This is a genomic window from Aeromicrobium sp. Leaf272, from assembly GCF_001422865.1.
Classification (GTDB): domain Bacteria; phylum Actinomycetota; class Actinomycetes; order Propionibacteriales; family Nocardioidaceae; genus Aeromicrobium.
In genome coordinates, this window is sequence record NZ_LMMY01000010.1 from 65,559 (window position 1) to 91,477 (window position 25,919).

24 protein-coding genes and 1 other RNA gene are annotated in these 25,919 nt (G+C 72.2%); 7 read left to right on the plus strand and 18 right to left on the minus strand.

Going from position 1 to position 25,919, the window contains the following annotated elements:
- Positions 1–18: 18 nt before the first annotated feature.
- The 3 genes from ASF38_RS05595 to ASF38_RS05605 all read right to left on the minus strand — a co-directional run bounded on the left by ASF38_RS05595 (position 19) and on the right by ASF38_RS05605 (position 2,627).
- Positions 19–1,713: a DEAD/DEAH box helicase gene (locus tag ASF38_RS05595; protein ID WP_055968767.1), complete on the minus strand. Its 1,695-nt coding sequence runs from the start codon at positions 1,711–1,713 to the stop codon at positions 19–21.
- On the minus strand, positions 1,706–1,987 hold the full coding sequence (locus ASF38_RS05600) for a DUF3039 domain-containing protein (RefSeq protein WP_235492853.1): 282 nt from the start codon (positions 1,985–1,987) through the stop codon (positions 1,706–1,708). The genes ASF38_RS05595 and ASF38_RS05600 overlap by 8 nt, the downstream gene beginning before the upstream one ends.
- Positions 1,988–2,066: 79 nt before the next feature.
- Positions 2,067–2,627: a YqgE/AlgH family protein gene (locus ASF38_RS05605; protein WP_055968771.1), complete on the minus strand. Its 561-nt coding sequence runs from the start codon at positions 2,625–2,627 to the stop codon at positions 2,067–2,069.
- A 17-nt stretch (positions 2,628–2,644) separates the two neighbouring features.
- Between ASF38_RS05605 and ASF38_RS18380 the strand changes: the two genes are divergently transcribed.
- Positions 2,645–3,484: a MerR family transcriptional regulator gene (locus ASF38_RS18380; protein ID WP_056574316.1), complete on the plus strand. Its 840-nt coding sequence runs from the start codon at positions 2,645–2,647 to the stop codon at positions 3,482–3,484.
- Positions 3,485–3,574: 90 nt separating this feature from the next.
- Here the strand turns inward: ASF38_RS18380 and ASF38_RS05615 are convergent, their stop codons facing one another.
- The gene (locus ASF38_RS05615) at positions 3,575–4,105 is read right to left on the minus strand and encodes a hypothetical protein (RefSeq protein WP_056574318.1); all 531 of its coding nucleotides are present in this window, start codon (positions 4,103–4,105) and stop codon (positions 3,575–3,577) included.
- Between the two features lie 136 nt (positions 4,106–4,241).
- Between ASF38_RS05615 and ASF38_RS05620 the strand changes: the two genes are divergently transcribed.
- A complete protein-coding gene (locus ASF38_RS05620; protein ID WP_055968778.1) occupies positions 4,242–4,904 on the plus strand; it encodes a TetR/AcrR family transcriptional regulator in 663 nt (220 codons plus the stop codon).
- Between the two features lie 47 nt (positions 4,905–4,951).
- On the opposite strand, the gene ASF38_RS05625 is transcribed toward ASF38_RS05620, so the two are convergent.
- A complete protein-coding gene (locus ASF38_RS05625) occupies positions 4,952–5,992 on the minus strand; it encodes a DUF3048 domain-containing protein (protein WP_056574322.1) in 1,041 nt (346 codons plus the stop codon).
- A gap of 88 nt (positions 5,993–6,080) precedes the next feature.
- Here ASF38_RS05625 and ASF38_RS05630 point away from each other — a divergent pair, with 88 nt between their 5' ends.
- Positions 6,081–10,844, plus strand: a complete 4,764-nt coding sequence (locus ASF38_RS05630; protein WP_235497447.1) for an ATP-dependent helicase — start codon at positions 6,081–6,083, stop codon at positions 10,842–10,844.
- A gap of 65 nt (positions 10,845–10,909) precedes the next feature.
- A complete protein-coding gene (locus ASF38_RS05635) occupies positions 10,910–11,689 on the plus strand; it encodes a DNA-formamidopyrimidine glycosylase family protein (protein WP_056552245.1) in 780 nt (259 codons plus the stop codon).
- Here the strand turns inward: ASF38_RS05635 and ASF38_RS05640 are convergent.
- Both ASF38_RS05640 and ASF38_RS05645 read right to left on the minus strand, forming a co-directional pair.
- Positions 11,658–12,308, minus strand: a complete 651-nt coding sequence (locus ASF38_RS05640) for a DUF998 domain-containing protein (RefSeq protein ID WP_055968784.1) — start codon at positions 12,306–12,308, stop codon at positions 11,658–11,660. The genes ASF38_RS05635 and ASF38_RS05640 overlap by 32 nt on opposite strands.
- A 25-nt stretch (positions 12,309–12,333) precedes the next feature.
- Positions 12,334–13,806, minus strand: a complete 1,473-nt coding sequence (locus ASF38_RS05645; RefSeq protein WP_200914432.1) for an NAD(P)/FAD-dependent oxidoreductase — start codon at positions 13,804–13,806, stop codon at positions 12,334–12,336.
- A 116-nt stretch (positions 13,807–13,922) separates the two neighbouring features.
- On the opposite strand from ASF38_RS05645, the gene ASF38_RS05650 reads away from it, so the two are divergent.
- Complete coding sequence (locus ASF38_RS05650; RefSeq protein ID WP_056574328.1) at positions 13,923–14,543, plus strand: vitamin K epoxide reductase family protein; 621 nt, start codon at positions 13,923–13,925, stop codon at positions 14,541–14,543.
- 26 nt (positions 14,544–14,569) lie between these two features.
- On the opposite strand, the gene ASF38_RS05655 is transcribed toward ASF38_RS05650, so the two are convergent.
- Both ASF38_RS05655 and ASF38_RS05660 read right to left on the minus strand, forming a co-directional pair.
- Complete coding sequence (locus tag ASF38_RS05655) at positions 14,570–14,866, minus strand: 4a-hydroxytetrahydrobiopterin dehydratase (protein WP_055968788.1); 297 nt, start codon at positions 14,864–14,866, stop codon at positions 14,570–14,572.
- A gap of 16 nt (positions 14,867–14,882) precedes the next feature.
- On the minus strand, positions 14,883–15,731 hold the full coding sequence (locus ASF38_RS05660; RefSeq protein WP_056552254.1) for an alpha/beta fold hydrolase: 849 nt from the start codon (positions 15,729–15,731) through the stop codon (positions 14,883–14,885).
- 149 nt (positions 15,732–15,880) lie between these two features.
- Here ASF38_RS05660 and ASF38_RS05665 point away from each other — a divergent pair, with 149 nt between their 5' ends.
- Positions 15,881–16,480 (plus strand): hypothetical protein, encoded by a 600-nt coding sequence (locus ASF38_RS05665; protein WP_156366809.1) that lies wholly within the window; start codon positions 15,881–15,883, stop codon positions 16,478–16,480.
- A 274-nt stretch (positions 16,481–16,754) separates the two neighbouring features.
- On the opposite strand, the gene ssrA is transcribed toward ASF38_RS05665, so the two are convergent.
- The 8 genes from ssrA to ftsE form a co-directional block, all read right to left on the minus strand.
- Positions 16,755–17,125, minus strand: a transfer-messenger RNA (tmRNA) gene (ssrA, locus tag ASF38_RS17105).
- A gap of 188 nt (positions 17,126–17,313) precedes the next feature.
- Positions 17,314–18,126: an endonuclease I family protein gene (locus tag ASF38_RS05670; RefSeq protein WP_082480473.1), complete on the minus strand. Its 813-nt coding sequence runs from the start codon at positions 18,124–18,126 to the stop codon at positions 17,314–17,316.
- 81 nt (positions 18,127–18,207) lie between these two features.
- Positions 18,208–19,584, minus strand: a complete 1,377-nt coding sequence (locus ASF38_RS05675) for an MFS transporter (protein WP_235497448.1) — start codon at positions 19,582–19,584, stop codon at positions 18,208–18,210.
- Positions 19,581–20,456, minus strand: coding sequence for an amidohydrolase family protein (locus tag ASF38_RS05680; RefSeq protein WP_056574336.1), 876 nt, complete (start codon positions 20,454–20,456; stop codon positions 19,581–19,583). Before ASF38_RS05680 ends, ASF38_RS05675 begins: the two co-directional genes overlap by 4 nt.
- Positions 20,456–20,932: an SsrA-binding protein SmpB gene (gene smpB / locus ASF38_RS05685; protein ID WP_055968797.1), complete on the minus strand. Its 477-nt coding sequence runs from the start codon at positions 20,930–20,932 to the stop codon at positions 20,456–20,458. Before smpB ends, ASF38_RS05680 begins: the two co-directional genes overlap by 1 nt.
- A 35-nt stretch (positions 20,933–20,967) precedes the next feature.
- On the minus strand, positions 20,968–22,230 hold the full coding sequence (locus ASF38_RS05690) for a M23 family metallopeptidase (protein WP_056574339.1): 1,263 nt from the start codon (positions 22,228–22,230) through the stop codon (positions 20,968–20,970).
- A 194-nt stretch (positions 22,231–22,424) separates the two neighbouring features.
- The gene (gene ftsX, locus ASF38_RS05695) at positions 22,425–23,339 is read right to left on the minus strand and encodes a permease-like cell division protein FtsX (protein WP_055968800.1); all 915 of its coding nucleotides are present in this window, start codon (positions 23,337–23,339) and stop codon (positions 22,425–22,427) included.
- 10 nt (positions 23,340–23,349) lie between these two features.
- Positions 23,350–24,039 (minus strand): cell division ATP-binding protein FtsE, encoded by a 690-nt coding sequence (ftsE, locus tag ASF38_RS05700; RefSeq protein WP_056552262.1) that lies wholly within the window; start codon positions 24,037–24,039, stop codon positions 23,350–23,352.
- A 67-nt stretch (positions 24,040–24,106) separates the two neighbouring features.
- Between ftsE and ASF38_RS05705 the strand changes: the two genes are divergently transcribed.
- On the plus strand, positions 24,107–24,631 hold the full coding sequence (locus tag ASF38_RS05705; protein WP_055968803.1) for a hypothetical protein: 525 nt from the start codon (positions 24,107–24,109) through the stop codon (positions 24,629–24,631).
- A gap of 44 nt (positions 24,632–24,675) precedes the next feature.
- Here the strand turns inward: ASF38_RS05705 and ASF38_RS05710 are convergent, their stop codons facing one another.
- Positions 24,676–25,875, minus strand: a complete 1,200-nt coding sequence (locus tag ASF38_RS05710) for an ROK family protein (RefSeq protein WP_055970206.1) — start codon at positions 25,873–25,875, stop codon at positions 24,676–24,678.
- Positions 25,876–25,919: the final 44 nt, after the last annotated feature.

The window sequence follows — 25,919 nt, forward strand, 5'->3', positions numbered from 1 at the left end:
GGCCACGCTACGGCGCGCTCAGCCCGACGCCCGGAGAGCCCAGCTGCGCAGCAGGTCGACGCGCTGCTGCAGCTGCTCGACGGTGGCCAGCGCGGCGGCCGGTCCGCCGGCCTGCGACCTGAGCTGCGCGTGGGTGACGCCGTGGGGCTGCCCGGTGCGCCGGTGCCAGGCACCGACCAGGCCGTTCAGCTCGCGCCGCAGCTCGCTGCGCTTCTCGTGGGCGACGTCGGCGGCGGTGCGCGACGCCGCTGCCCGCGGAGCCGACGCGTGCTTGGACCGCTTCGCGCGCAGCAGCTCGGCGACCTGGTCGGCCTCCAGCAGACCGGGGATGCCGAGGAAGTCGAGGTCGTCGTCGTCCAGGGAGTCCGAGACAGCACCGGCGTACTCGCCGCCGTCGAAGAGCACGCGGTCGAAGTCGGCCTCGCTGCCGAGCGCCTGGTAGGTCCCCTGCTCCAGCTCGGCCGACGCCGACTCCCCTGCCTGGGCGCGGGCCAGCATCTCGGCCTCGGCGGCGAAGAGGTCACCCTCGTCCTTGACCGGACGGCCGACCACGTGGTCGCGCTCGGCCTCGAGGTCGGCGGCCAGACCGAGCAGGCCGGCGACGCTCGGCAGGAAGATCGACGCCGTCTCGCCCCGGCGGCGTGCTCGCACGAAGCGTCCGACGGCCTGGGCGAAGTACAGGGGCGTGGCGACCGTGGTGGCGTACACGCCGACGGCCAGACGGGGGATGTCGACACCCTCGCTGACCATGCGCACCGCGACCAGCCACGGCGACATCGACGCCGAGAACTCGGCGATCCGGGCGCTGGCGCCCGCCTCGTCCGAGAGCACCACGGTGGGGACCTCGCCGGTGATGTCGGCCAGGAGCCTGGCGTACGCACGGGCCGAGTCCTGGTCCGTCGCGATCACGAGCCCGCCGGCGTCGGCGATGTCGCGCCGGACCTCCATCAGCCGCCGGTGCGCGGCACGCAGCACCGTGGGCATCCAGGAGCCCTCCGGATCGAGGGCGGTGCGCAGGGCCTGCGCGGTCGCGTCCTTCGTGAGCGGCTCGCCCAGCCGTGCGGCGACCTCGTCGCCGGCGCGCGTGCGCCAGTGCATCTGCCCCGAGTAGGCCATGAACAGCACCGGCCTGACCACTCCGTCGCGGAGCGCGCGACCGTAGCCGTAGGCGTAGTCGGCCACGCTCTGCTTCGTGCCGTCGCGCTGCGGGGCGTAGGTGACGAACGGGATGGGGTTGTCGTCAGAGCGGAACGGGGTCCCGGTGAGCGAGAGGCGCCGGGTGGCTCCCTCACAGGCCTCCTGCACCGCGTCGCCCCACGAGAGGGCGTCGGCGGCGTGGTGGACCTCGTCGAGGATGACGAGCGTCTTGCGCGCGTCGATGCGCACGCGGTGGCCGTTGGGGTTGACCGCGAGCCCGGCGTAGGTGACGCAGTACCCGTCGAACCCCGGCGGCATGGCGCCGGCGAGCGCCGGCTCGAGCCGGATGCCGAGTCCCGACGCCGCCAGCGCCCACTGGGTCTTCAGGTGGTCGGTCGGGGTGACGACGACGATGCGCTCGACGACACCGCGGTGCATGAGGTCGGCCGCGATCGTGAGGGCGAACGTGGTCTTGCCGGCGCCCGGCGTGGCGACCGTGAGGAAGTCGCGCGGTTGCGTGCGCGTGTAGAGGTCGAACGCGTCACGCTGCCAGGCCCGGAGGCGCTGGCTAGGCATCGGAGCCGGAGTCGCCTTCGCCGCCGGGCTGCATGCCGTCCCAGATCTCCTTGCACTCCGGGCACACCGGGAAGCGCTGCGGGTCCCGGCTGGGGGTCCAGACCTTGCCGCACAGGGCGATGCAGGGGGTCCCCATGACCATGGCCTCGGTCAGCGTGTCCTTCGGGACGTAGTGGCTGAAGCGCTCGTGGTCACCGTCCTCGAGGCGCTCGTCGCCACGCTGGTCGGTGCGCTCGTCTTGGACCGTCTGGGTGCCGCTGCCGAAGAATCCCACGTCGCACATCGTAACGGCTCCGCCACGACGTCGAGGCCCCCCACGCGCCGGCGGTGGCCCCTGCACCCGACCCCGCAGGTCAGTTGCTGGAGGGGTCGTCCGGGAACGTGGCCCAGAAGCGGACGTCGTCGTCCTGACGACGCAGCACCTCGCGCCAGAGCGTCTCGGGCACCGGCGAGAGCACGTCGTCGTCGCGCGCCTCGACCACGAGCCAGGAACCCTCGGCGGTCTCGTCCTCGAGCTGGCCCGGCCCCCATCCCGCGTACCCGGCGAAGACCCGCAGCCCTCGCAGGCTGCCCTCCCGGGGCAGCGGGCCGTCGAGGTCGACCAGTCCGACCCGACCCGCCATGGGTCGCCACCCCTGCGGAGGCGTCGGCCCGACGTCGGCCACGGCTCGCACGCCGACCGCCAACGCCGAGTCGGTGGCCACGGGGCCACCCTCGAAGAGACAGTCCGGGGCGTTCACGGCCCGCCCCCAGGCGGGGAGAACGTCCTCGACGTCGGCGTCGAGCGGATGGTTGAGGATCACGCCCAGCGCGCCGCCGTCGTCGTGGTCCAGCAGCAGCACGACGCTGCGCAGGAACGGACCCGACTCGATGGCCGGGGTGGCCACCAGCAGCTGACCGCGCAGCGACTCCATGCCTCTATGATGCCCGCATGCCTGCGCCGGAGGACGGAACCGGGCCCGCCGACGCCGACGGGTCGCCGCTGACGGCCGTCTCCGAGGCGCCCGGACCCGACGAGGAGTTCACGGTCGACGAGCTCGCGGCGCGCGCGAACATGACGGTCCGCAACGTGCGTGCCTACGCCGCTCGCGGTCTCATCGACCCGCCGCGCCTGGAGGGCCGCACCGGCTACTACCACCGCGGGCACCTGCAGCGCCTCCAGCTGGTGCGTGACCTGCTCGACCGTGGCTACACGCTGGCGGCCGTCGAGAAGGCGGTGCTCTCGAGCCCCGCGACGGCCACCGCCACCGCGCTCGACCTGCTGCACCTGCTCGACGAGCCGTGGAGCGACGTCGAGCCCGAGCTCATGAGCCGCGACGCCCTCGCCGCGCTGGCCCACGTCGACCGCGACGACGCACTCATCGACGCGCTCGTGGAGTTCGGCCTCGCCGCGTGGGTCGAGGACGACCACGAGTCGGTGCGCCTGATCCAGCCGGCCATCGTGCGCAACGGCGCCGCCGCCGTGGCCCTGGGGCTGCCCGCCAACGACATCATCGCGCTGTTCCCCCTGATGCAGAAGAACCTGCGCGCGATCGCCGACGCGTTCGTCTCCAACGCGGTCGCGGCGATCGCCCAGCCCTTCATCGACCACGGACTTCCGGCCGACGAGGCGCCGGAGGTGCTGGGCGCCATCGAGAAGCTGCTGCCGGTCGCGAGCCAGGTGACCTACGCGATGTTCCGCCACGCGCTGGCGGAGGCGATCGACGCGGAGATCGGCACCCAGCTCGACGAGGTCGGCCTGCGCGGCCGCGAGCGACGCACGCGTCACTGACGTCGTCCACGACGGCGCCGGGCCGGGGAAATCACCCCGCCCGCGCTGGAGGGAGGGAACGCGCGGGCGAGGTGACGTGCGGGGACCTGCTCAGGCCGCGAGGGCGTTGCGCAGGCGGGTGATGAAGGCGCTGGTGCGGTTCTCCGAGCCCCCGTGCAGCGGAGGCATCGACTCCACGCTGGGGTACTCGACCTGCTGACGGGCCCGCGAGACGAGGTGCTCGCCCTGGCCGACCAGGTCGGGGTGCCAGCTGGAGATGCCGGCCGAGACCGCGAGCAGCGCGCGCTCCTTGGCGAAGGCCTTGGCCAGCTCCGGCCGGTCACGGTGGGCGTCGAGCAGCGCACGCGCGCCGGGCATCTCGGCGGCGCAGGCCACCCAGGCCTCCACGGCCACGGTCGCCGGCGAGTCGCCCTCGAGGACGGTGCGGTCGAGCTCGCCGCTGAGGCGCTGGTACCAGGCCATCTGGACGTCGAAGAGCAGGGCGAGGTCGTCACCGAACGCGACGCGCGCGTCGGGGACCGCGTCGAGCAGCTGGTCGGCGGTGTCGTGGCGCCGGCGATCGGCCAGGGCCAGGACCTCGCGGAGGGCGGACTTGCGACGGTTGTAGGCATCCCAGGTCATGGAGGTGCTCCTTTCGGGGGACCGTCGTGCGAGGGAACATACCCTCGGTACGTACTTTGAGTATGTTGTATCGGCGCAGGTCAGGCAATCCCAGCGGTTGTGAGGCTCACCACCCCCCGTGCGTAGGATGGATCGCATGAGCAGCCCCGCGAAGGTGCAGAAGAAGGTGCTCCGCGCCGCCCGGAGCACGACCCGCCGCACCGGCTACTCCTCGAGCACGAAGCGTGCGCTCCTCGACAACGCCACGCAGCTGTTCGCCGCCCACGGGTACGCCGGCACGTCGCTCGACGAGGTCGTCGCCGCGGCCCGCGTCACCAAGGGCGCGCTCTACCACCACTTCCCCAGCAAGCTCGCGCTCTTCGAGAGCGTCTTCGACCGCCTCCAGGAGTCGGCCACGCGCGCCATCGAGAAGCGCATCGACACCGTCGACGACCCGTGGGAGCGCGCCCAGATCGGGCTCGAGGGCTTCCTCGAGGTCTGCCGCGAGCCGCAGTTCCGTCGGATCTGCCTGCAGGAGGGCCCGGTCGCCCTGGGCCACGAGCGCTGGGTGGTCGCCGAGCGTGCCGCGTCGTTCGGCATCGTCAAGCGCACCGTCGACGCCCTCCTCGACGACCTCGGAGGCGCCGGCGAGCTGAGCGAGGCCTACGCCGCGATCTTCTTCGGCGCGATCCGGTCGAGCTCGGAGTACGTGGCCGACGCCGAGGACGCCGACCAGGCCGCGGCCGAGGTGCAGGCCTCCATCAGCGGGATCCTCGCGGGCATGCGGCTGCTGCCCTCGCTCGCCGATCCCCCGGCCTGACCAGCCCGAGCCTTCTCCCCGGCCCGTCGACGTGCGCGGTGTCGGGGTCAGCCGACGTCGAGCGCGCCGTCGCCCTCGGGGACGAGCTCGATCCACGTCTTGCCGGGCGTGACCCGCACGGGCGTGCCGTCCTTCGCCTCGAACGTGATCGTGGAGTCGTTGGACTTCTTCGTCCACGTGGTCTCGAGGGCACCGTCGGCCGTGAGCAGCACGGCGCGGCCCGAGCCCTTCATCTTCGTCTCGGGCACGGGGTTGCCGGCCGGGTCGGTGTAGCCGGCGTCGCCGACGTCGGCGAACATCACGACGAGCGTGTCGGCCTTGAACTCCTTGGCGGCGTGCCCGTTGGTGCGCACCCAGGTGTCACCGTCGCGCTTCCACTGCGTGGTCGAGAAGGGCGAGAAGCGCACCGACGCGGTGGAGGCGGGCGTGGGCTTCGGCGCTGCGGAGGCGGACGACTCGGGCGCGGCGGACTCCTCGGCTGCCTCGGACCCCTTCACCGGGGTCCAGGAGAGGTAGGGGCCGGGGATCGGGGCGACCTTGGCCGCCTTGTCGAGACGCTGCAGGTCGATCAGTCGGTTGTACGGCCGCACCTTGGCCGGGTCGCTGCTGAAGCCGGCAGCGCCCTCGTCCTCGGAGAAGACGGTGATGCCGGCCTTCTTGACCTTGCGGATCGTCCCGGAGGCGCCACCGGAGGCCACGATCTGGCCGGCCACGGGAGCGGCGATGCCGATGTCGGTGGCGCGCATGGAGCGCACGTGCCCGACCTGGTCGGGCAGCTCGGAGTAGTAGAGGGCCGCGAGCCGCGTGAGTCCCCCCTCCACGAGCTCCTCGACGACCAGGTCGGCCTTGTCCAGCGCCACCTGGGGTGCGCCGTTGGCGGTGTTCTCGATCTTCACGACGAAGACCGGGTTGTCCGGCGGCCCGTCCGGCAGGGCCTCGCCGGTGACCGGCGAGACCTGGACGAGCTTCGCCCCGGCACCCTTGGAGGCCTCGGGCTCCGCCTTGGGCTCGGAGTCGGACGAGCAGGCGGCGAGCACGAGGCTCGCGGCGACGGCAGGGACCAGCACGGCGACACGACGCGACAGCATGCCGCCAGCATGCCGCACGCCGGACGCCCTCCGCGGGACCGGGGCCGCACGACGCGCAGGTGTCGGCGGTGGCTGCCACGATGGACCGGTGTCCGACCCGTCGAGCGCCCCTGCACCGGGGAGCGATCCACTCAGCACGGTCGCGCCTGCCACGCGGGAGTGGTTCGAGGGTGCGTTCTCCGCCCCCACGCCGGCGCAGGCCGAGGCCTGGGCGGGCATCGCCGAGCGCAAGAACGTCCTCGTCGTGGCGCCCACGGGCTCGGGCAAGACCCTCGCGGCGTTCCTGTCCGCGATCGACCGGCTGCTGCACGAGCCGACGCCCGAGAAGGAGCGTCGGACCCGCGTCCTGTACATCTCGCCGCTCAAGGCGCTCGCGGTCGACGTCGAGCGCAACCTGCGCTCGCCCCTCGTCGGCATCACGCAGGTGGCGGCGCGCCGAGGCGACACGTTCTCCGACGTCCGCGTCGGCGTGCGCTCGGGCGACACGTCGGCACGTGACCGCCGCTCGCTGGTCACCAGTCCCCCCGACATCCTCATCACCACCCCCGAGTCGCTCTTCCTCATGCTCACGTCGGCGGCGCGCGAGACCCTGCGCGGCGTCGACACGGTGATCATCGACGAGATCCACGCCGTGGCGGGCACCAAGCGCGGCGCCCACCTGGCCCTGTCGCTGGAGCGGCTCGACGACCTGCTCGACGAGCCGGCCCGGCGGGTCGGGCTCAGCGCCACGGTCCGCCCGCACGACGAGGTCGCCCGGTTCCTCGGCGGACGGGCGCCGGTGCACGTCGTGGCGCCACCGTCACCGTCGCGCCTCGAGCTCGACGTCGTGGTGCCGCTCGACGACATGACCGAGCTGTCCCGGCCCCCGTCGACCGACGCCGACGAGGTCGTGCGCGACGAGGGTTCCGGGGCACGCTCGATCAGCGACCCTCTGCAGGACGACAACGGCGGCAGCATCTGGCCGTTCATCGAGCACGACGTGGTCGAGCGCATCCTGTCGGTCCGCTCGACCATCGTGTTCTGCAACTCGCGTGGTCAGGCCGAGCGGCTCACCGCCCATCTCAACGAGCTGTGGTCCGACCGCGAGGCCAGGTCCGAGACCTCCGGCGGCAGCCGACTCCCGCCCGCCTCGGTCGGCGGGGTCAGCGGCACCACCTCGGGCCGCGGCAGCGTCGACTCCCGCGACCCCGACGACGTCGGCGCCCTGGCCCGCGCGCACCACGGCTCGGTCAGCAAGGAGCAGCGAGCGCTCATCGAGGACGACCTCAAGTCGGGTCGGCTGCGGTGCGTCGTGGCCACGTCGAGCCTCGAGCTGGGCATCGACATGGGCGCCGTCGACCTCGTCGTGCAGATGTCCACGCCGCCGTCGGTGGCCAGCGGGCTGCAGCGGGTCGGCCGCGCCGGCCACCAGGTGGGCGAGGTCTCCCGTGGCCTCGTCTACCCCACCACCCGACACGACCTCGTGGGCGCGGCCGTCACGGCCGAGCGGATGCGCGAGGGTGCCATCGAACGGTTGTCGGTGCCCGCCAACCCGCTCGACGTGCTGGCCCAGCAGACGGTCGCCGCCTGCGCGCTGGAGCCGCTCGAGGTCGAGGCCTGGTTCGACGTCGTCCGTCGCTCGGCCCCGTTCGCCGCGCTCCCCCGCTCGGCCTACGAGGCCACGCTCGACCTGCTCGCCGGTCGCTACCCCTCCGACCGCTTCGCCGAGCTGAGGCCCCGCGTCGTGTGGGACCGCGACGCCGGCACCATCACCGGCCGTCCCGGCGCCCAGCGCCTCGCCGTCACGAGCGGCGGGACCATCCCCGACCGCGGCCTGTTCGCCGTGGTGCTGGCCGACGGCATCGACGAGGGGCCGTCGAAGCGGGTCGGCGAGCTCGACGAGGAGATGGTCTACGAGTCGCGGGTCGGCGACGTGTTCGCGCTCGGCGCCACGAGCTGGCGCATCCAGGAGATCACCCACGACCGGGTGATCGTCACCCCGGCGTTCGGCGAGCCGGCTCGGCTCCCCTTCTGGCGTGGCGACGCCGCCGGGAGGCCGGCCGAGCTGGGCGAGGCCATCGGCGCCTTCGTGCGTCGGGTCAGCGAGGGCACGGCTCCCGAGCACCTCGACGAGCGGGCCCGGTTCAACCTGATGGCCTTCCTCGACGAGCAGCGCGAGGCCATGCCCACGCTGCCCACCGACCGCACGCTCGTGGTCGAGCGCTTCCACGACGAGCTCGGCGACTGGCGCGTCGTGCTGCACTCCCCCTACGGACGACGCGTGCACGCGCCCTGGGCGCTCGTCGTCGCGGCCCGGGTGCTCGAGCGGTACGGCGTCGACGGGTCCGTGGTCGCCACCGACGACGGCATCGTGGCCCGCATCCCCGACACCTCCTCGCCCTGGGCGCCCGACGACGCCACGTCCGGCCCCGGCGGGGGTTCCGGGCCGTGGGCGGAGAACGGCACCGACGTGCCCGGGGCCGACCTCTTCGTCCTCGACGTCGACGACCTCGAGCGCGTGGTCACGGCCGAGGTGGGCGGGTCCGCGCTGTTCGCGTCGCGGTTCCGCGAGTGCGCGGCGCGCGCCCTGCTGCTGCCTCGACGCAACCCCGGCGCACGCGCCCCGCTCTGGCAGCAGCGCCAGCGCGCGGCCCAGCTGCTCGACGTCGCGCGTGAGCACCCGGACTTCCCGATCCTGCTCGAGACGGCGCGGGAGTGCCTGCAGGACGTCTACGACCTGCCTGCCCTGACCACGCTCGCCGAGCGGGTGGCGCAGCAGGAGGTGCGGATCGTGGAGGTCGAGACCTCGACCGCCTCCCCGTTCGCCCGCACGCTGCTGTTCGGCTACGTGGCCACGTTCCTGTACGAGGGCGACACGCCCCTCGCGGAGCGGCGAGCAGCCGCGCTCTCTCTCGACCCCACGCTCCTGTCGGAGCTGCTGGGCCGGGCCGAGCTCCGCGAGCTGCTCGACCCCGAGGTGCTCGAGCGCACCGAGGCCGAGCTGCAGCGGCTCGCCGACGACCGCCGCCTCAAGGGCACCGAGGGTGCCGCCGACCTGCTGCGCCTGCTGGGCCCGCTCACCACGGCGGAGGTCGACGCCCGCCTGGTCGACGACGCCGTCCCCGCGCTCGAGGAGCTCCAGGACGCGCGGCGCGTGGTCGAGCTGCCGGTGGCGGGCGAGCCGCGCTGGGTGGTGGTCGAGGACGCCGGCCGTCTGCGCGACGCGCTGGGCGTGGTGGTGCCGCTGGGCATCCCCGACGCCCTCCTGCAGCAGGTGGCCGACCCGCTGGGTGACCTCGTCTCTCGGTACGCCCGCACCCACGGTCCGTTCACGGCCGAGGAGGTGGCCACACGGTTCGGGCTCGGCCGTGCCGTGGTCCTCGACGTCCTCTCCCGCCTCACCCGCGACGACCGGCTCGTCGAGGGCGAGTTCCGCCCCGGCGCGTCGGGCACCGAGCACGTCGACGTCGAGGTGCTGCGTCGCCTGCGCAGCCGCTCGCTCGCCGCTGCCCGCCAGCAGATCGAGCCGGTCGACCCGCGCACGTTCGCCCGCTTCCTCCCGTCGTGGCAGGAGGTCGGTGGGTCGTTGCGCGGACTCGACGGCGTGCTCACCGTCGTCGACCAGCTCGCCGGCGTGCCGCTGCCCGCGTCGGCCTGGGAGTCGCTCGTGCTCCCCAGCCGGGTGCGCGACTACTCCCCCGCCCAGCTCGACGAGCTGCTCGGGGCGGGCGAGGTCGTGTGGACCGGCGCCGGCACGCTCGCCGGGAGCGACGGCTGGGTGCAGCTGCACCCTGCCGACCTCGTGCTGCCGGCCCGCCGCGACCCGGTCGAGCCCGACGCGCTCGGCCTGCGTCTGCTGGAGCTCCTCGACGACGGCGGCGCGTACCTCTTCCGCCAGCTCACGCAGGCGCTGGCGGCCGACGAGAAGCCCCCGGGCGACGACGCCGTCGTCGAGGCGCTGTGGCAGCTCGTCTGGTCCGGTCGCGTCGCGGGCGACTCCTACGCGCCGGTGCGTGCGCGCCTCGGCGGCCGCGGCGCGCACCGCTCGCGTGGCGGCTCCACCCCGCGCGCTCGGGTGAGGGCGCGACGCGGCATGGCGGCCTCGCCCCGGGCCGCACGTCTCGGTCCGCCGATCGCCTCGGGCCGATGGTTCGCCGTCGAGCGGCCGGGCGACGACCCCCAGCAGCAGGCGGCGCTGCAGGTCGCGCGCACCGAGGCGCTCGTGGCTCGGCACGGCGTGGTCACGCGCGGTGCGGTCGTGGCGGAGCAGACGCCCGGTGGGTTCGCCGGGGCCTACCGCGTGCTGCGCGAGCTGGAGCAGAACGGCTCGGTGCTGCGCGGCTACTACATCGACTCCCTCGGCGCGGCGCAGTTCGCGTCGGTGGCGACCGTCGACCGGATGCGCACGTTCGAGCGTCCCGACGACGAGCGTGCCGACGTCGACGCGGTGGTGCTGGCCGCCACCGACCCGGCCCAGCCGTTCGGGGCCGCCCTGCCGTGGCCCGCCATCATCGACCCCGCCGACGACCTGAAGCACCGCCCCGCCCGCAAGGCCGGCGCGCTGGTCGCGCTGCACGACGGCCGTGCGGTGCTGTACGTCGAGCGCGGCGGGCGCTCGTGCCTCGCGTTCACCGACGACGCCGACGTGCTCGCCCGCGCCGCCCACGCCCTCGCGGCTCTCGGCCGCTCCGGCCGCATCCCCCGCCTCACCGTGGAGTCGGTCAACGGCCGCCCGTCCGGCTCCAGCCCCACCGGCGAGGCGCTGCTGGCCGCGGGCTTCGAGCGCCACCCCAAGGGCCTGCGACTCGACCTGCGACGCGGCAGCGACACCGCCCGCCGGTCGCCGTCGGCCGGACGGTCCAGCCATGCCTGAAGGGGATACCGGGCGAGGCGTGACACCCCCGCCAGACCACCTCGATCGACGACAGGAGGTCGCCGATGCCCGAAGGTGACACCGTCTGGCGCACCGCGCACCACCTGCGCGAGGTGCTGGAGGGTCGCGAGCTGGTGCGCTCCGACGTGCGGGTGCCGCAGTGGGCCACGCTCGACCTGTCGGGTCGCACGGTCGACGAGGTGCTGAGCCGTGGCAAGCACCTGCTGATCCGCGTGGGTGACGCGTCGATCCACTCCCACCTGAAGATGGAGGGCGCCTGGCACGTGCTGCGGCGGGGCAGCCGGTGGCGGCGTCCGGCGCACACGGCGCGGATCGTGCTCGAGACCGAGCAGCACCAGGCCATCGGCTTCTCCCTCGGGCTGCTCGAGGTCCTCCGGCGCGAGCACGACGACGACGCGCTCGCCTACCTCGGCCCCGACCTGCTCGGTCCCGACTGGGACCTCGCCGAGGCCACGCGCCGGGTGTCGGCCGATCCCGAGCGCCCGATCTTCGTGGCGCTGCTCGACCAGCGGAACCTGGCCGGCCTGGGCAACGAGTACGTCAACGAGCTGCTCTTCCTGTCCGGACTCCTGCCCACGCGACCGGTGGGCGAGGTCCCCGACGTCGCGCGGGTAATCGACCGCGGGCACCGGCTGCTCGACGTCAACAAGGCGCGGGTGGAGCGCACGTTCACCGGGAGCACCCGGCACGGCGAGGATCGCTGGGTCTACCGCCGCGAGCACGCCCGGTGCCGCCGGTGCGGCACGCCGCTGCACCACGGCGAGCTGGGCGACGAGCCCGGCCGTGAGCGGATCACGTTCTGGTGCCCGCACTGCCAGACGTGAGCCGACCGGCCAGTCCCAGCAGGAGCACGGCCAGCCACACCCACGCGGTCGCGAAGGCCAGTCGCTGCCACAGGCCTGCGGCACCCAGGGTGCCGTCCTCGGTGAGCGAGAAGGCGAAGTGCGCCCACAGCGACGCCACCACCGCGACGAACGCCGTCGTGGCGAGCCGTCGGGTCTCGTCGTCGCGTCGCCAGCGCACCGCCTGCACGATCATCACGGCCGGCAGCAGGGTCGAGGCGAGCAGCAGGGCCAGCGTGTTGACCGCGGCCGAGGTCGACGGCTCGGCGGCCACGAGCGGCGCGCCGGCCGCCGCCGCGACGTCGGGGTCGGGCGTGCTGGCCGCGAAGACCACGAGTGCGGCACCGAACCCCGCGAGCAGCACCGGCACGGCGCGCCGACGCCGTTCGGGGTCGAGCGCCCGCCCCACGGTGCCGGCCGACAGCACCACGAGCACCCCGGTCGCGCCCGCCACGATCCGCACGAGCAGCGCCAGGTCACCGAGCAGCAGTTGGTCGACGGGGACGTCGACCACGTCGCCGGGCGAGGCCAGCACGACCACGGCCACGAGCAGGAGCAGGGCGGAGGCGGCGGACCGCAGGATCAGCTGGTCGAGGCGCACGCGCCCACCCTAGTGGCGGTCGTCGTCAGGAGGCCTGGGCCGACTGCCGCGAGGTCTCGTCGAGCCTCGTCCAGACCATCGCCTCGTCGAGGTCGGTGCGACGGTTGTCCCAGGCGTCGAGGAACCAGTTCTGGCGCACGGTCCAGGGCTTCTCGCGACCCTGCTGCGGGAGCACGCCCGCAGCCCGCTGGACGTAGCCGGACTGCAGGTCCAGGGCCGGAGCGGTCTCCCCCTTCGCGCCCTGCGGGTCGGGCGTGCCCGCCGCGTAGCCGTGGCTGCGCATGTGCTCGACCAGCCGTGCCACGTACTGCCACGACAGGTCGGCGCGCAGGGTCCAGGAGGCGTTCGTGTAGCCGATGCACCAGGCGAGGTTCGGGACGCCGCTGATCATCAGTCCCTTGTAGACGAACCGCTCGTTCGGGTCGACCTTCTCGCCGTCGACGTCGATCGCGACCTTGCCGAGCGCCACGACCTTGAGCCCGGTGGCGGTCACCACGACGTCGGCGTCCAGGTGATCGCCCGACGTGAGCCGGATGCCGGTCTCGTCGAACCCGTCGATGTGGTCGGTGACGATCGAGGCCTTCCCGCGCCGCAGCGTGCGCCAGAGGTCGCCGTTCGGCACCACGCAGAGCCGCTGGTCCCACGGGTCGTAGCGCGGGGTCAGGTGCTTGGGATCGAAGCCGTCGGGCGCGGACCGTCCGGCACGCGTGAGCAGGATCTTCTTGGCCGCGCTCGGGAAGCGGCGGCAGAACTCGTAGAAGCCGATGGCCACCGTGGCGTTCTTGACGCGGGTGACCCGGTGGGCCAGGCCTGCCGGCAGGACCTTCCGCAGCCCGGCCGAGACGGCGTCCTCGCCGGGCAGGGACGTGATGTAGGTGGGCGAGCGCTGCAGCATCGTCACGTGCTCGGCCTCCTCGGCCATCGACGGCAGCAGCGTGATGGCCGTGGCGCCGGAGCCGATGACGACGACCTTCTTGCCCCGGTAGTCGAGGTCCTCGGGCCAGAACTGCGGGTGCACGACCGTCCCGGTGAAGTCCTCGAGACCGGGGAAGTCCGGCGTGTAGGCCTCGTCGTAGTCGTAGTAGCCGCTGCACATGAACAGGAACGAGCAGGTCTGCTCGACCAGCGTGCCGTCGACCTCGCTGGTGAGCGTCCACCGGGCGTCCGCGGACGACCAGCTGGCTGCGACGACGCGGTGGCCGTAGCGGATCCGCCGGGCGATGCCGTGCTCGTCGGCGGTGCTGCGGATGTAGGCGCGGATGTCGCCGCCGTCGGCGATGGACTTGCGGTCCGTCCACGGCCGGAACGGGTAGCTCAGCGTGTACATGTCGGAGTCCGACCGCACGCCCGGGTAGCGGAACAGGTCCCACGTGCCGCCCATGGCGTCGCGGGCCTCGAGGATCGTGAAGCTGCTGCCCGGGCTCATGGTGCTCAGGCGGTGGGCGGCGCCGATGCCGGACAGCCCCGCACCCACGATGACGACGTCGACGTGCTCCATGTCCACACCTCTCAGATACTGACGGTATCCGAAACCGTACGGCGAGTATGCCGCCGCGTCAAGGAGTCACGACGACGTCACCCGCCCCGCGACCATCGGTCGCCTACGATCGAGGCGTGAGCGACGTGCTGGAGACCGAACGCGACGAGGACCTCGACGCCCTCGAGGTCCGCGACCCCCGATGGATGATGCTGGTCGGCGGTGCCGTGGGCCTTGCTGCCGCGATCATCCTGACCATCGACAAGGTGAAGTTCCTGACCGCCGAGGCGGCCGGCGAGAGCACGGCGCTGAACTGCGACCTCAACGCCTTCGTCAGCTGCGGTGGCGTCATCAACACCGACCAGGCCTCGGCGTTCGGGTTCCCGAACCCGATCATCGGCATCGTCGGGTTCACCGTGGTGCTGACCCTCGGGGTGCTGCTCGCGTCCGGCGTGCGTCTGCCCGGCTGGATCTGGGCAGGCCTGCAGGTCGGCGTCCTGTTCGGCATCGGGTTCGTGACGTGGCTGCAGTACCAGAGCATCTACGAGATCGAGAAGCTGTGCCCCTGGTGCATGGTCGTCTGGACGATGATGATCCCGCTGTTCGTGCTGGTCACCGCCCGCAACCTTCGCGCGTTCGCGCCCGGCTCGGCCGTGACCCGGTTCCTCAGCAACTGGACGCTGCTCGTGGTCGTGCTCTGGTACGTCGCCGTCATCGCGGCCATCTGGTTCCAGTTCGGCGAGAACCTCTGGGCCTGAGGCCCGCTGCCTGGGTCTCGGGCGACCTACCGTGCGGCGTCGCCGGCCAGCTCGTCGAGCACCTCGGCCAGGCGGACGTCACGACCACTGACACCACTGACGTCGTGGCTGCTGAGTCGCACCTCGACGCGGTCGTACACGTTGGTCCACTCGGGGTGGTGGTCCATCTCGTCGATGCGCGGTGCAGCAGCGGCCATGAAGGCGATCGCGGCCGCGAAGCCGTCGAAGGTGTAGGTGCGGGTCAGCCCCGACACGTCGCCGGACCAGCCGGGCAGGTGCTCGAGGGCCTGGGTCACGCGCGCGGGGTCGAACGGCTCGTCCATGCCCCGACCGTACGCGTCAGGCCGCGACGGCGCGAGCCCGTCGAGTGATCGCGTCCACCAGCACCTGCGGCTCGTGGTCGGGGATCCAGTGGCTGACCCCCTCCAGGACGACGAGCTCGTACGGCGCGTCCACGTGCTGGGGCGTGAGGTCGACCCCCTTGCGACCGAGGGCCACGTCGCCCGTGCTCCAGACCATGGTCGTGGGCACCCGCACCCTCCCCTGCACCGAGCTCATCGAGAACGGGAGGCCGCGGTAGTAGCCGAGGCCACCGGCCAGGGCACCGCCGTCGATCATCTCGGCCTGGAACCGCTCACGGAGCCCACGGTCCATGCCCGCGTGGGCGAGGGCGCGCTCCCGGACCCCCTTCGCCCGCGTGAGCACCAGCTCGGGCACGACCGGCAGCTGGAAGAAGCCCATGTACCAGGACTTCAGCAGCTGCGTGCTGCGCAGCATCGACGTCATGAAGGCGGCCGGGTGCGGGACCGAGACCGCTGTCCAGGACTGCAGGAGCTCGGGTCGGGAGGCAGCGACGTACCAGCCGATGGCCGAGCCCCAGTCGTGGCCCACGAGGTGCACGGGCCTGCCGACGATCTCGAGGAGCGCGGCCACGTCGGCGGCGATGAGGTCACCGGCATAGGCCTTGCGGCCACGGGGGCGGGCCCCCGGGGAGTAGCCGCGCAGGTCGGGGGCGATGGTGCGGTACCCCTCCGCGTGCAGCAGCTCGCTCACCCGCTCCCACGAGGTCGCCTTCTGCGGGAACCCGTGCAGCAGCACCACCGGGTCTCCCCCGATCGGCCCGGTGTCGGTGACGTCGAACGTCAGACCGTCGTGGGAGTACGTGTGGATGCGTCGCGCAGCAGACATGCCGCGAGCATACCGACGGTACGCGTCAGCGCCAGCGCCTCGCGCTCCACGAGCGTGGACGCCCAGCCTCCGCAGACCCCGACCACAGGCTCACCACAGGGTGGGCAGCCACCGTGGACGAGGTCCGCACCACCGAGGAGAGAGACACCATGAACAGCTCGACCGCAGCACGCATCGGCATCGCCGGCATCGTCGCCGGAGCCGGACTGGCCGCCGGCGGCATCGCCGTCGCGTCCGCCGAGGACACCGCCGGGAGCACCGCGAGCTCCAGCGCCCACCCGGGCGGTCATCGCGGCGGACCCGGCGTCCTCGCCGAGACGCTCGCCGAGGAGCTCGACCTGGAGCAGTCCGACGTCGAGGACGCGCTCGCCGCCGTCCGGGAGGACCTGCGCCCCGACGCGCCCGCCGAGGGCGAGAAGCCGACCCCGCCCTCCGACGAGGAGCGAGCCGACCGCCAGGCCGCCCTCGCCAAGGCTCTCGCGAAGGAGCTCGACGTCTCCGAGGCGAAGGTCGAGTCCGCGCTTGCCGTCGCCGAGAAGCAGGCAGCGAGCGATCGCGAGGAGCGTCAGGCCGAGAGCCGCACCGCCCTCGTCGAGCGTCTCGACGCCGCCGTGGAGGACGGCACGCTCACGAAGGCCGACAAGACGTCCGTCCTGAAGGCCTACGACGCTGACCTGCTCGGCGGGCCGGGGCCGGGTGGGCGTGGTGCGGGTGGGCCGGGCGGGCCGAAGGCCGACGCCGCGTCCTGACGGTCGCTCACCGTCGCTGGCCGTCGCTGGCCGTCGCTGGCCGTCGCTGGCCGTCGCTGGCCGTCGCGCGATGGTCTTCCGAGTCGGGACGGTCACGCTGTGCGCGGCCTGGCATGGACGGGTGGGGAGCTGCCGGGATCCCTCCGCTGGGCGCTTCGCGCCGGAGGGTGGGGCCCACTCGATTCACGGTGTCTGTTTCACCGAGCCTCGAAGGCCCCGCACGGCACACGAAGGCCCCGCACCGTCACGTGGACGGTGCGGGGCCTTCGAGGCTCGGTGGAGCTGCCGGGAATCGAACCCGGGTCCTTTGGCGCTGAGTCAGGTCTTCTCCGGGTGCAGTGCGTCATGTCGCTTTTCTCAGCCCTGGTGCTCGGACGAACACGTCACCAACAGGCTCAGTCACGAAAAAGTCCCGATCGCGTCACGTGACGCTACGCGATCAGCAAGTCCCCTAGATGAGACAGACGATCCGGGACGGGGACGCTCCCGGGTCTGCCCTTCACCAGTCGCTGTCAGGCAGCGAGGGCGAAGTCAGTGCGCTTGGAATCGGCACTTGTGGTTTGCGACGAACGTTAAAGAGATGACGTCGCGTTCTCTACCCGCTTCTCCTGAGTCGAACGACCAAAGTCGAAACCGATCAGCCCCTCTTGAGTTGTCAACCGACACCCACCTTCACAGGCACGGTGTCTCCATCACTGTACAACCGCGCGACGACACCGCGCATTCCTCGCGCCACCGGACCCCACCATCGGTGGATGCGCAACGTCAGCAGGACTCCTGCGGTTGCGCATCCACCGATGCGGGCGGTGGCGGGCCCTACGGCCGGATCGGCTCTAGCCGAAGACGGACTGCGCCCACTCCGGGTGGTCGATGAACGGGTTGCGGTTGCCCTGGTAGCGGGTGTCGATGAGGTCGTTGCGGCGCTGCTCCGCCGCCGACGGCGGGTCCTGCGCGTGCCACTGCAGCAGCACCGAGATCCGGCCGAGGTAGGGCGTCGTGCCGTTGACCTGGTTGTTGGCCTCCAGGTCGGCGAAGCCGTCGCCGCCCTCGTAGCGCACCGCCATGTACATGACCATGCGCGCCACGTCGCCCTTCACCGCGGCCGGCGGCTCGAACGAGTCACCGTCGGTCAGGCACGACGAGCAGCCGCTCACCGACGACCCGCCCGCGTCGAAGTCCTTGTTGCCGCGGGTGCCGTTCACCTGCACGTCCTCAGGACGCAGGTGGTGCAGGTCGGTGCCGGGGCCGGTCGACGTCCCGAAGTCCCCGTGCGACTGCGGCCAGACGTGCTCGCGGTTCCAGTCGCCGACGTTGCCGCCGTTCGCCGACTTCGAGCGCGAGACCTGCGAGTAGAAGAGCTTCACGTTGTTGCTGTTGGTGGGGTCCTGGTCGGTGACCTTCAGGGCCTCCCAGACGGCCGAGTACGAGATCCGCGTCTGCACCGAGATGATGTCGTGCAGCTCGTCCTTCAGCGCCGCGCCGCTGAGGCCCTGAGCGCTGTCGTAGTAGCCGGGCTCCGGTGCGGCGTCGGCTGCCCGAGGCAGCACGGCGAGGACGAGCGTGATGATGATGGCCAGGCCGGCGTGTCGGGGCGTGCGTCGGCTCGTGGCCGCGCACCCCCGCCCGGCTCCCCCGAGTCGAGTCATGGGCACCACCCCACACCATCGGGTCGCCCGTGACCAGACCTGCGACCGGACGTTCACCCGATCGTCACGCTCGGCGGGCGGCTAGACGGAGGTCGGGGCGCGGTCCGGGTCGGCCGAGCGTCCGTGCACCAGGGCAGCGGCGCAGCCTGCAGCCACCACGAGCAGCCCGACGCAGATCCAGGTGCCGACGCGGAAGCCCGGCCCGAAGACGTCGGGCGAGGCGAAGTCCGGCCCCGCGATGCCCGCGAGCGGCGGGATCGCGGCCACCGCGAGGAGGCCTGCCGTCCGCGAGACCGCGTTGTTGATGCCCGAGGCGATGCCGGCCTGGTCGTCCGGTGCGGCAGCGAGCACCGCCGTGGTGAGCGGCGCCACCAGCAGGGTGAGGCCGAGCCCCATGAGCACCGCTCCGGGGAGCACGTCGAGCCAGAAGCTCGCATCGGCACCGATGCGCAGGTACAGCAGCAGGCCCGCCGCCGACAGCAGCGGCCCCACGGTCATCGGGACACGGGGTCCGATGCGCTGGCCCAGGGCACCCGCCCGCGAGGAGAACAGCAGCATGAGCACGGTCAGGGGCAGCGTCGCCAGGCCGGCCTCGAGCGGCGAGTACCCGGCCACGTACTGCAGCTGCAGCACCAGCAGGAACATGGAGCCGCTGAGCGCGCCGTAGATGGCGAAGGTGCAGATGTTCGCCGCCGTGAACACGCGGTCGGCGAACAAGGACAGCGGCACCAGCGCGTGCGGAGCGCGCCACTGGTGCACCACGAAGGCGACCAGCAGGGCCAGGCCCGCGAGGCTCGGGACCCACTCCTGCTGGACCAGTCCGTAGGTCAGGAAGGCCAGGGTGCCGACCGTCAGCAGCGAGCCCTCGACGTCGAGCCGCTCCTGCGCACCCGTCGACTCCGGGACGTGCCGCCACGTGACCCAGACGACCACAGCGGCCAGGGGCAGGTTGATCCAGAAGACCGATCGCCAGCCCACGGCGTCGACGAGCGTGCCGCCGACGAGCGGGCCGAGCGCCGTCGTGACGCCGGCCAGGCCCGACCAGAGGCCGATGGCGCGGCCCCGGTCGTCGGGGTGGATCGAGGCCGAGATGATCGCGAGGCTCCCCGGCGTCAGCAGGGCCCCGCCGACCCCCTGCAGCCCCCGAGCCGCCACGAGCACCTCGATCGTCGGCGCGAGCGCGCAGGCCAAGGACGCCACGGCGAACCACACGACGCCGAGGAGGAAGACCCGACGTCGGCCCCACCGGTCGCCGAGCGAGCCACCGACGAGGATGAGGGCGGCCAGGGTGAGCGTGTAGGCGTTGACCGTCCACTGCAGGCCCGCCACGCCCGCGTCGAGGTCCCCGTCGATCGCGGGCAGGGCCAGGTTGACGATGGAGCCGTCGAGGAACGCCATCCCCGTGCCGAGGACCATCGCAGCGACGAGCCACCGTCCCGCGGCGGAGTCGAGCCTCACGAGGTGTACCCGAACAGCTCGGCGCCGTTGCGCCAGAGCACCCGCCGCAACCAGTCCTCGCCGAGGTCGAGCCGCTGGAGCACCTCGACCTGGTGGGCGTAGGGGTACGGGATGTTCGGGAAGTCGGTGCCCAGCAGGATCCGGTCACCCAGGTCCGCGAGCCTGGGCGCGACGTCGACCGGTGGCGGGCCGTCCCAGAAGTCCACGAGCGCCATCGTCACGTCGAGGCGGACGTCGGGGTGGGCGTCGGCGAGGTCGAGGAACGCCGCGTACTCGGGCATGCCGAGGTGCGCCACGATGATCCGCAGGCCCGGGAAGCGGTCCAGCACCCGGGCCAGTCCGTCGGGCCCGGTGTGGGTGCCCGGGGCGGGCCCGGAACCGGCGTGCAGCACCACGGGGGTGCCGCTCTCGGCGAGCGTGCCCCACACGGGGTCGAGGAGCGGGTCGTCGGCGGCGAAGTCGCCGACCTGCAGGTGGGCCTTGAAGACCTCGACCCCACCCTCGACGAGCCCCGGCACGTAGGACGCCGCCTCGACCTCGGGGTAGAAGGTGGCCGAGCGCAACGCCTCGGGCACACGGTCGGCGAAGCCCAGCGTCCACTCGTTCATGAAGGCCGCGACCCCGGGCCGGTGCGCGTACGACAGGGCGGAGAAGTGCTTGACGCCCATCGCACGCAGCTGCTCGACGCGTTCCTCGTCGCTCCCTCGGTACGCGATCGGCCACGCACGACCGAGCAGGGGGCCGGCGGCATCGAAGTACGCCCACACCTTGGCGAGCACCTTCGGGTGCATGAAGTGCACGTGCACGTCGAACAGGCCCGGCAGCCCGAGGTCGTCGGCCAACCCCGGGAGGTCGGCGTCGGACAGCGTCACTACCGGATGCCCTTGATCTTGCGTCCGATCTCGCGCTGGGCGTCGGCCTTGGCCTGCCGCTCGGCGATCGCGTGCCGCTTGTCGTACTGCTTCTTGCCTCGGGCCAGCGCGATCTCGACCTTCGCGCGACCGTCGAGGAAGTACAGGGCGAGCGGCACGATCGTCAGGCCCTTGGCCTGGATGCGCTGCTCGATCTTGTCGATCTCCTGGCGGTTCAGCAGCATCTTGCGGCGACGCCGGGTCTCGTGGTTGGTCCACGTGCCCTGGCTGTACTCCGGGATGTGGACCTGGATCAGCCAGGCCTCGCCGTTCGCGATCTCGCCGAAGCCGTCGACCAGGGACGCGCGACCGGCACGCAACGACTTCACCTCGGTCCCCGTGAGGACCAGTCCGGCCTCGTAGGTGTCCTCGATGTGGTAGTCGTGGCGCGCCTTCTTGTTCTGCGCGATGAGCTTGCGCCCGGTCTCCTTGGCCACCGACCCATCCTAGGGGGTCGGACCCGACGTCCTCGTCAGAGCCAGCTCATCGGGTTGGTCGTGCCGCCGTTCGCCAGCACCATGAAGTGCAGGTGGCACCCCGTGGAGTAGCCGGTGCTGCCGACGTAGCCGATGACCTCGCCACGCGAGACCTTCGCACCGCTGCCGCGGGCGAACCGCGACAGGTGGTTGTAGGTCGTCACGATGCTCTTGCCGCGCTTGACGCCGTTGGCGAGGATCACGCGGTTGCCGTACCCGGCGTTGTAGTACTGCTGGATGATCGTGCCGCTCGCGGCCGCACGGATCGGCGTGCCACTACCGACGCCGAAGTCCGTGCCGTCGTGCAGCTTGTACACGCCCGTGACGGGGTGCACGCGCATGCCGTAGGGCGAGGTGACCGGCCCGCTCACGGGGTAGGAGAGCGCACCGCCCTTGTCGCCCCCGGAGACGCCTCCACTGGTGCCGCCGCCCTTGCCGCCCTTGTTGGCCTTCTCGAGCTCGCGCCGGGCGAGCTCCTCCAGCTGGGACTGCAGGCGGTTGCGCTCGGCCTCGTACGCGGCCAGGAGCTTGGCGTCCTCGGCCCGCGCGGCCTTCGCGGCGGTGCTGGCACTCGCGCGGGCGTCGACGAGCTCGCCGACCTCGGCGGCCTGCGCCTCGGCGGCCGCCTCGAGCTCGGTCATCTTCTGCAGGTTGGCGGCGGCGGCCTTGCGGGCCACGGCCACCTGGTCGCGCAGCTCCTCGACCTTGTCGCGGTTGAGTCGCAGCATCACCTTGGCGGCCGCGAGCTTCTGCATGCGCGAGACCTGCGCGTCGCCCACGGAGGCGTTGAGGCTCATCCGGTCGGTGAACGTGGTGGGGCTCTCGCCGCCCAGCAGCTCGCCGAAGGCGCGCATGCCGCGGTCGCCGTCCTGCACGGTCTCCACGGTGAAGGCGGCGACGGACTCCTCGGACTTCTTGAGCCGCTTCTCGCCCTTCTTCAGGGCGGCGACGGCCTTGTCGAGCGCCGCTTCGCTGCGATCGAGCTCGGCCTGCATTCGCGTGTCCTCGGCCTGGGAGACCGCCAGCTGACCGCGGGTCTCACCGAGCGTGGCGCGTGCCGAGGTCAGCTTCGACTGCGCCGCCTCGAGAGCGGCGGCGGCCTTGTTGTAGGCCGCGCTGGAGGAGTCGAGGGCCTTCTGGGCGCCATCGATCTTGCCGCTGACGCCCTTCTTCTGCCGCTCGAGGTCGTCCTTCTTGTCGGCCAGGACGGGGTTCGTGAAGCCGACGACGATCAGGCTCGCCGCGAGGGCCGCGACCACGGCCCTGACCACATGACGCCCGAGCAGGTGGCGGCGGGGGGCATGACGACGGGCCGCGGGTCGAGGATCGCGGGACGTGGGCACAGACATGGGACCTCGGCGTTGGGGAAGGAATGGTGCGAGGCAGGCCGCCGGCCATCTCTCGATGAGGCGGATGGTGCGGGTGTTACTGGTGTGACTCTAGGCCATGGTGCTCAGACGTCAAGGTACTTCCGCGTCATCACGAGGGTCGGGACCAGCGCGAGCAGCAGGGCCAGGACCGTCGTGTAGCCCATGACGGCGGCGGCCTCCTGCCATCGGATCCAGGTCGTCAGCTCGCCCAGCGTGGTGCGCAGGTAGCCGTAGACGACGAACCACATGAAGGCCGCCAGCCCGGCGGCCGCCAGGGCCGCCGACAGCACCGCGGCCAGCATCGACTCCAGCACGAACGGCAGCTGGATGTGCCAGCTGGACGCTCCGACCAGGCGCATGATGCCGATCTCGCGGCGTCGCGCGTAGGCGGTCATGCGGATGGTGTTGGAGACCTGGAGGATGGCCGCGACGATGAGCAGGAGCGACGTGGCGAGGGCGGCCCAGCGCATCTTGTCGAGGATCTCGAACAGCGGCCCGAGCAGCTTCTTGAGCGACTGCACGTTGCCGACGCCGTCCATGCCCGAGACCTGGCTGACGAGGCCGTCGAACTCCTGCGGGTCGTTGAGCGTGACGAAGTAGGACTCCGGGAAGTCGGCCGGCTCGACCGTCTCGAGCTGGGCCTTGCCGCTGTCGGTCTGGCCGAGCAGCTCACGTGCCTTGTCGTAGTTCTCCTGCGGGGAGCGCACGTCGTAGGACTTGACCTCGGGGTTCGTGGAGAGCGCCTCCTGGACCGCCGCGGTCTGCTCGTCGGTGGCCGCCCCGCCCACGCACGTCGGCGCGGTGGAGTTGTCGGTGCACAGGTTGACCTGCACCTGCAGCTTGTCGCCGTAGAACTGCTCGGTGCGGTCGGCCTGGCTCTGCAGCAGCAGGCCGAGGGCGGCCAGCAGCAGCGAGACGGTCATGGTGACGATCAAGGAGATCGTCATGGACGTGTTGCGGGACAGGCTCGCGCGGAGCTCGCTCATGATGGTGCGCACGGTGATCGCCTCAGGACTGGTAGCCGTAGATGCCGCGGGCCTCGTCGCGCACGACGCGCCCCTCGTCGAGCTCGATGACGCGCTTGCGCATCTGGTCGACGATCGAGGAGTCGTGGGTGGCCATGACGACAGTGGTGTCGGTGCGGTTGATGCGGTCGAGCAGCTTCATGATGCCGACGCTGGTGGTGGGGTCGAGGTTGCCGGTGGGCTCGTCGGCGATGAGGATCATCGGTCGGTTCACGAACGCCCGGGCGATGGCCACGCGCTGCTGCTCACCACCGGAGAGCTCGTCGGGCATGCGGTGCCCCTTGCCCTCCAGGCCGACCATCTCGAGGGTCTCGGGCACGAGCGTGTCGATCTCGGAGCGGTGCTTGCCGATGACCTGCAGCGCGAAGGCCACGTTCTCGTGGACCGTCTTGTTCGGCAGGAGGCGGAAGTCCTGGAACACGGTGCCGACCTGGCGGCGCAGCTTGGGCACCTTCCAGCTGGAGAGCTTGTTGATCTCCTTGCCCGCCACGTGCACCCGGCCGGTGGTGGGCCGGGCCTCGCGGAGGACGAGCCGCAGGAAGGTGGACTTGCCCGACCCCGAGGACCCGACGAGGAAGACGAACTCCCCCTTCTCGATCTCCAGGTCGACGGCGTCCAGGGCAGGACGCTTCTGGCCCGGGTAGGTCTTGGTGACCTTGTCGAAGCGAATCACCCGTCGAGTCTAGGCAGGTCGCTCCACGTCACCGTGCAGACTCGCCCGCCGTGGGTACGGTGACCAGATGCTGCCTCGTCTGCCGGATCCTCGCCGCCTGCCCGAGCTCGTCGACGCGGCGACGTCGGCGCTGCCACGCGCGCTCGGCCTGCTCGACGCGGCCGAGGACCTGGTGCGGCGGGCGCATCGCCTGGTCGACGACATCGACGCCACCCGGGTCGCGGCGGACGCCGTGGTGGTGCGGACCGCCGGCACGGTGGCCAGCGTGCAGCCGACGCTGGACCGCGCCCAGGCCATGGTCGAGACGTTCGGGCCGGTGCTCGACGACCTCGCGCCGATCGCGAAGAACCTGATGCCCACGCTGCAGCGGATCTCCGAGACGACGTCGCCCGAGGAGATCGAGGCGCTGGTCGGGCTCATCGACCACCTGCCGATGCTCGTCGACAAGCTCGAGGCCGACATCGTGCCGATCCTCGAGGACATGCGGAACGTGGGACCCGACATCCACGCCCTGCTGGACACCGCCACCGACCTGGCGGCGATGCTCGAGAAGGTGCCGGGGCTCAATCGTCGTCGCCGCGACGACGACTAGGCGGGGCGCGCGGCGAGGACGGCCGAGGGTCCCGACGGGATCGCTCAGGCCGTGCGCTGGGACGCGCCCTGCGCGACGTAGGCGTCGACGGCGGCCGGCGACAGCACCTCGTCGATCACCATGGCGCCGGCACCGATGACGCCCCCGAGGCTGCCGACGGTGGTGGCGACGATGCGCAGGTGGTTGGTGGCGAGCGGGAGCGACCGCTCGTAGACGACCTCGCGGACGCCGGCGAGCAGGTACTCCCCCGCCTCCGACAGCTTGCCGCCGATGACGATCACCGACGGGTTGAGCAGGTTGACGCAGGTGGCCAGCACCTCGCCGAGGCTGCGGCCGGCGTCGCGCACGGCGTTGAGCGCCACCACGTCGCCGCGGTTGACCGCGTCGACGATGTCCTGGGACGTCTCGACGGACAGACCCTGCTCCCGCAGGCGTGCCGCCACGGCGGGCCCGGCGGCCACGGCCTCGAGGCAGCCGGTGTTGCCGCAGCGGCAGTGAGCGTCGGCCGCGTCGGAGACCCGCACGTGCCCGAGGTCACCCGCCGACCCGAGGGCGCCGCGCAGCAGCTGGCCGTCGGACACGATGCCCGCTCCGATGCCGGTGGCGACCTTGACGAGCAGCAGGTGCTCGCCGCGGTGGCCGCGCACGTGCTCGCCCAGCGCCATCAGGTTCACGTCGTTGTCCACGAGGACCGGACCGGAGAACGTGCGACCGAGGTGCCCGGGGACGTCGAAGTCGTGCCAGCCGGGCATGATCGGCGGACTCACCGGTCGACCGACGGCGTGCTCGACCGGACCGGGCAGACCGATCCCGACGCCGGCGACGTCGGACACCGGGCGACCGCGGTCGGCGAGCAGCTCGAGCCCGATCGAGGTGACCCGGTCCAGCACGACGGTGGGGCCGTCCGCGATGTCACACGGAACCGTCCGCTCGACGAGGACCTCGCCGGCGAGGTCGAGCAGGGCGACGCTCGCGTGCGAGGCACCGAGGTCGACCGCCAGGACGACGCGCGCCTCGCCGTGGAAGCGGAACCGGGTGGGCGGCCGACCGCCGGTCGAGACGGTCTCGCCGGTCGGGCGCAGGAGGCCGACGGCCAGCATCGCGTCGACCCGCGCCGTGACGGGAGCCCGCCCCAGCGCCGACCGCTGGCTGAGCTCGGCCCGCGTCCAGGCCTGCCCGTCGCGCAGGTGCTGGAAGAGATCGCCGACGCCGACCAGCGTGGTCGGCAGCGACGACGACGTCATGACCATGAGTCTCCCACACCCCTTCTGTCGGCCCTGCTCAGCAG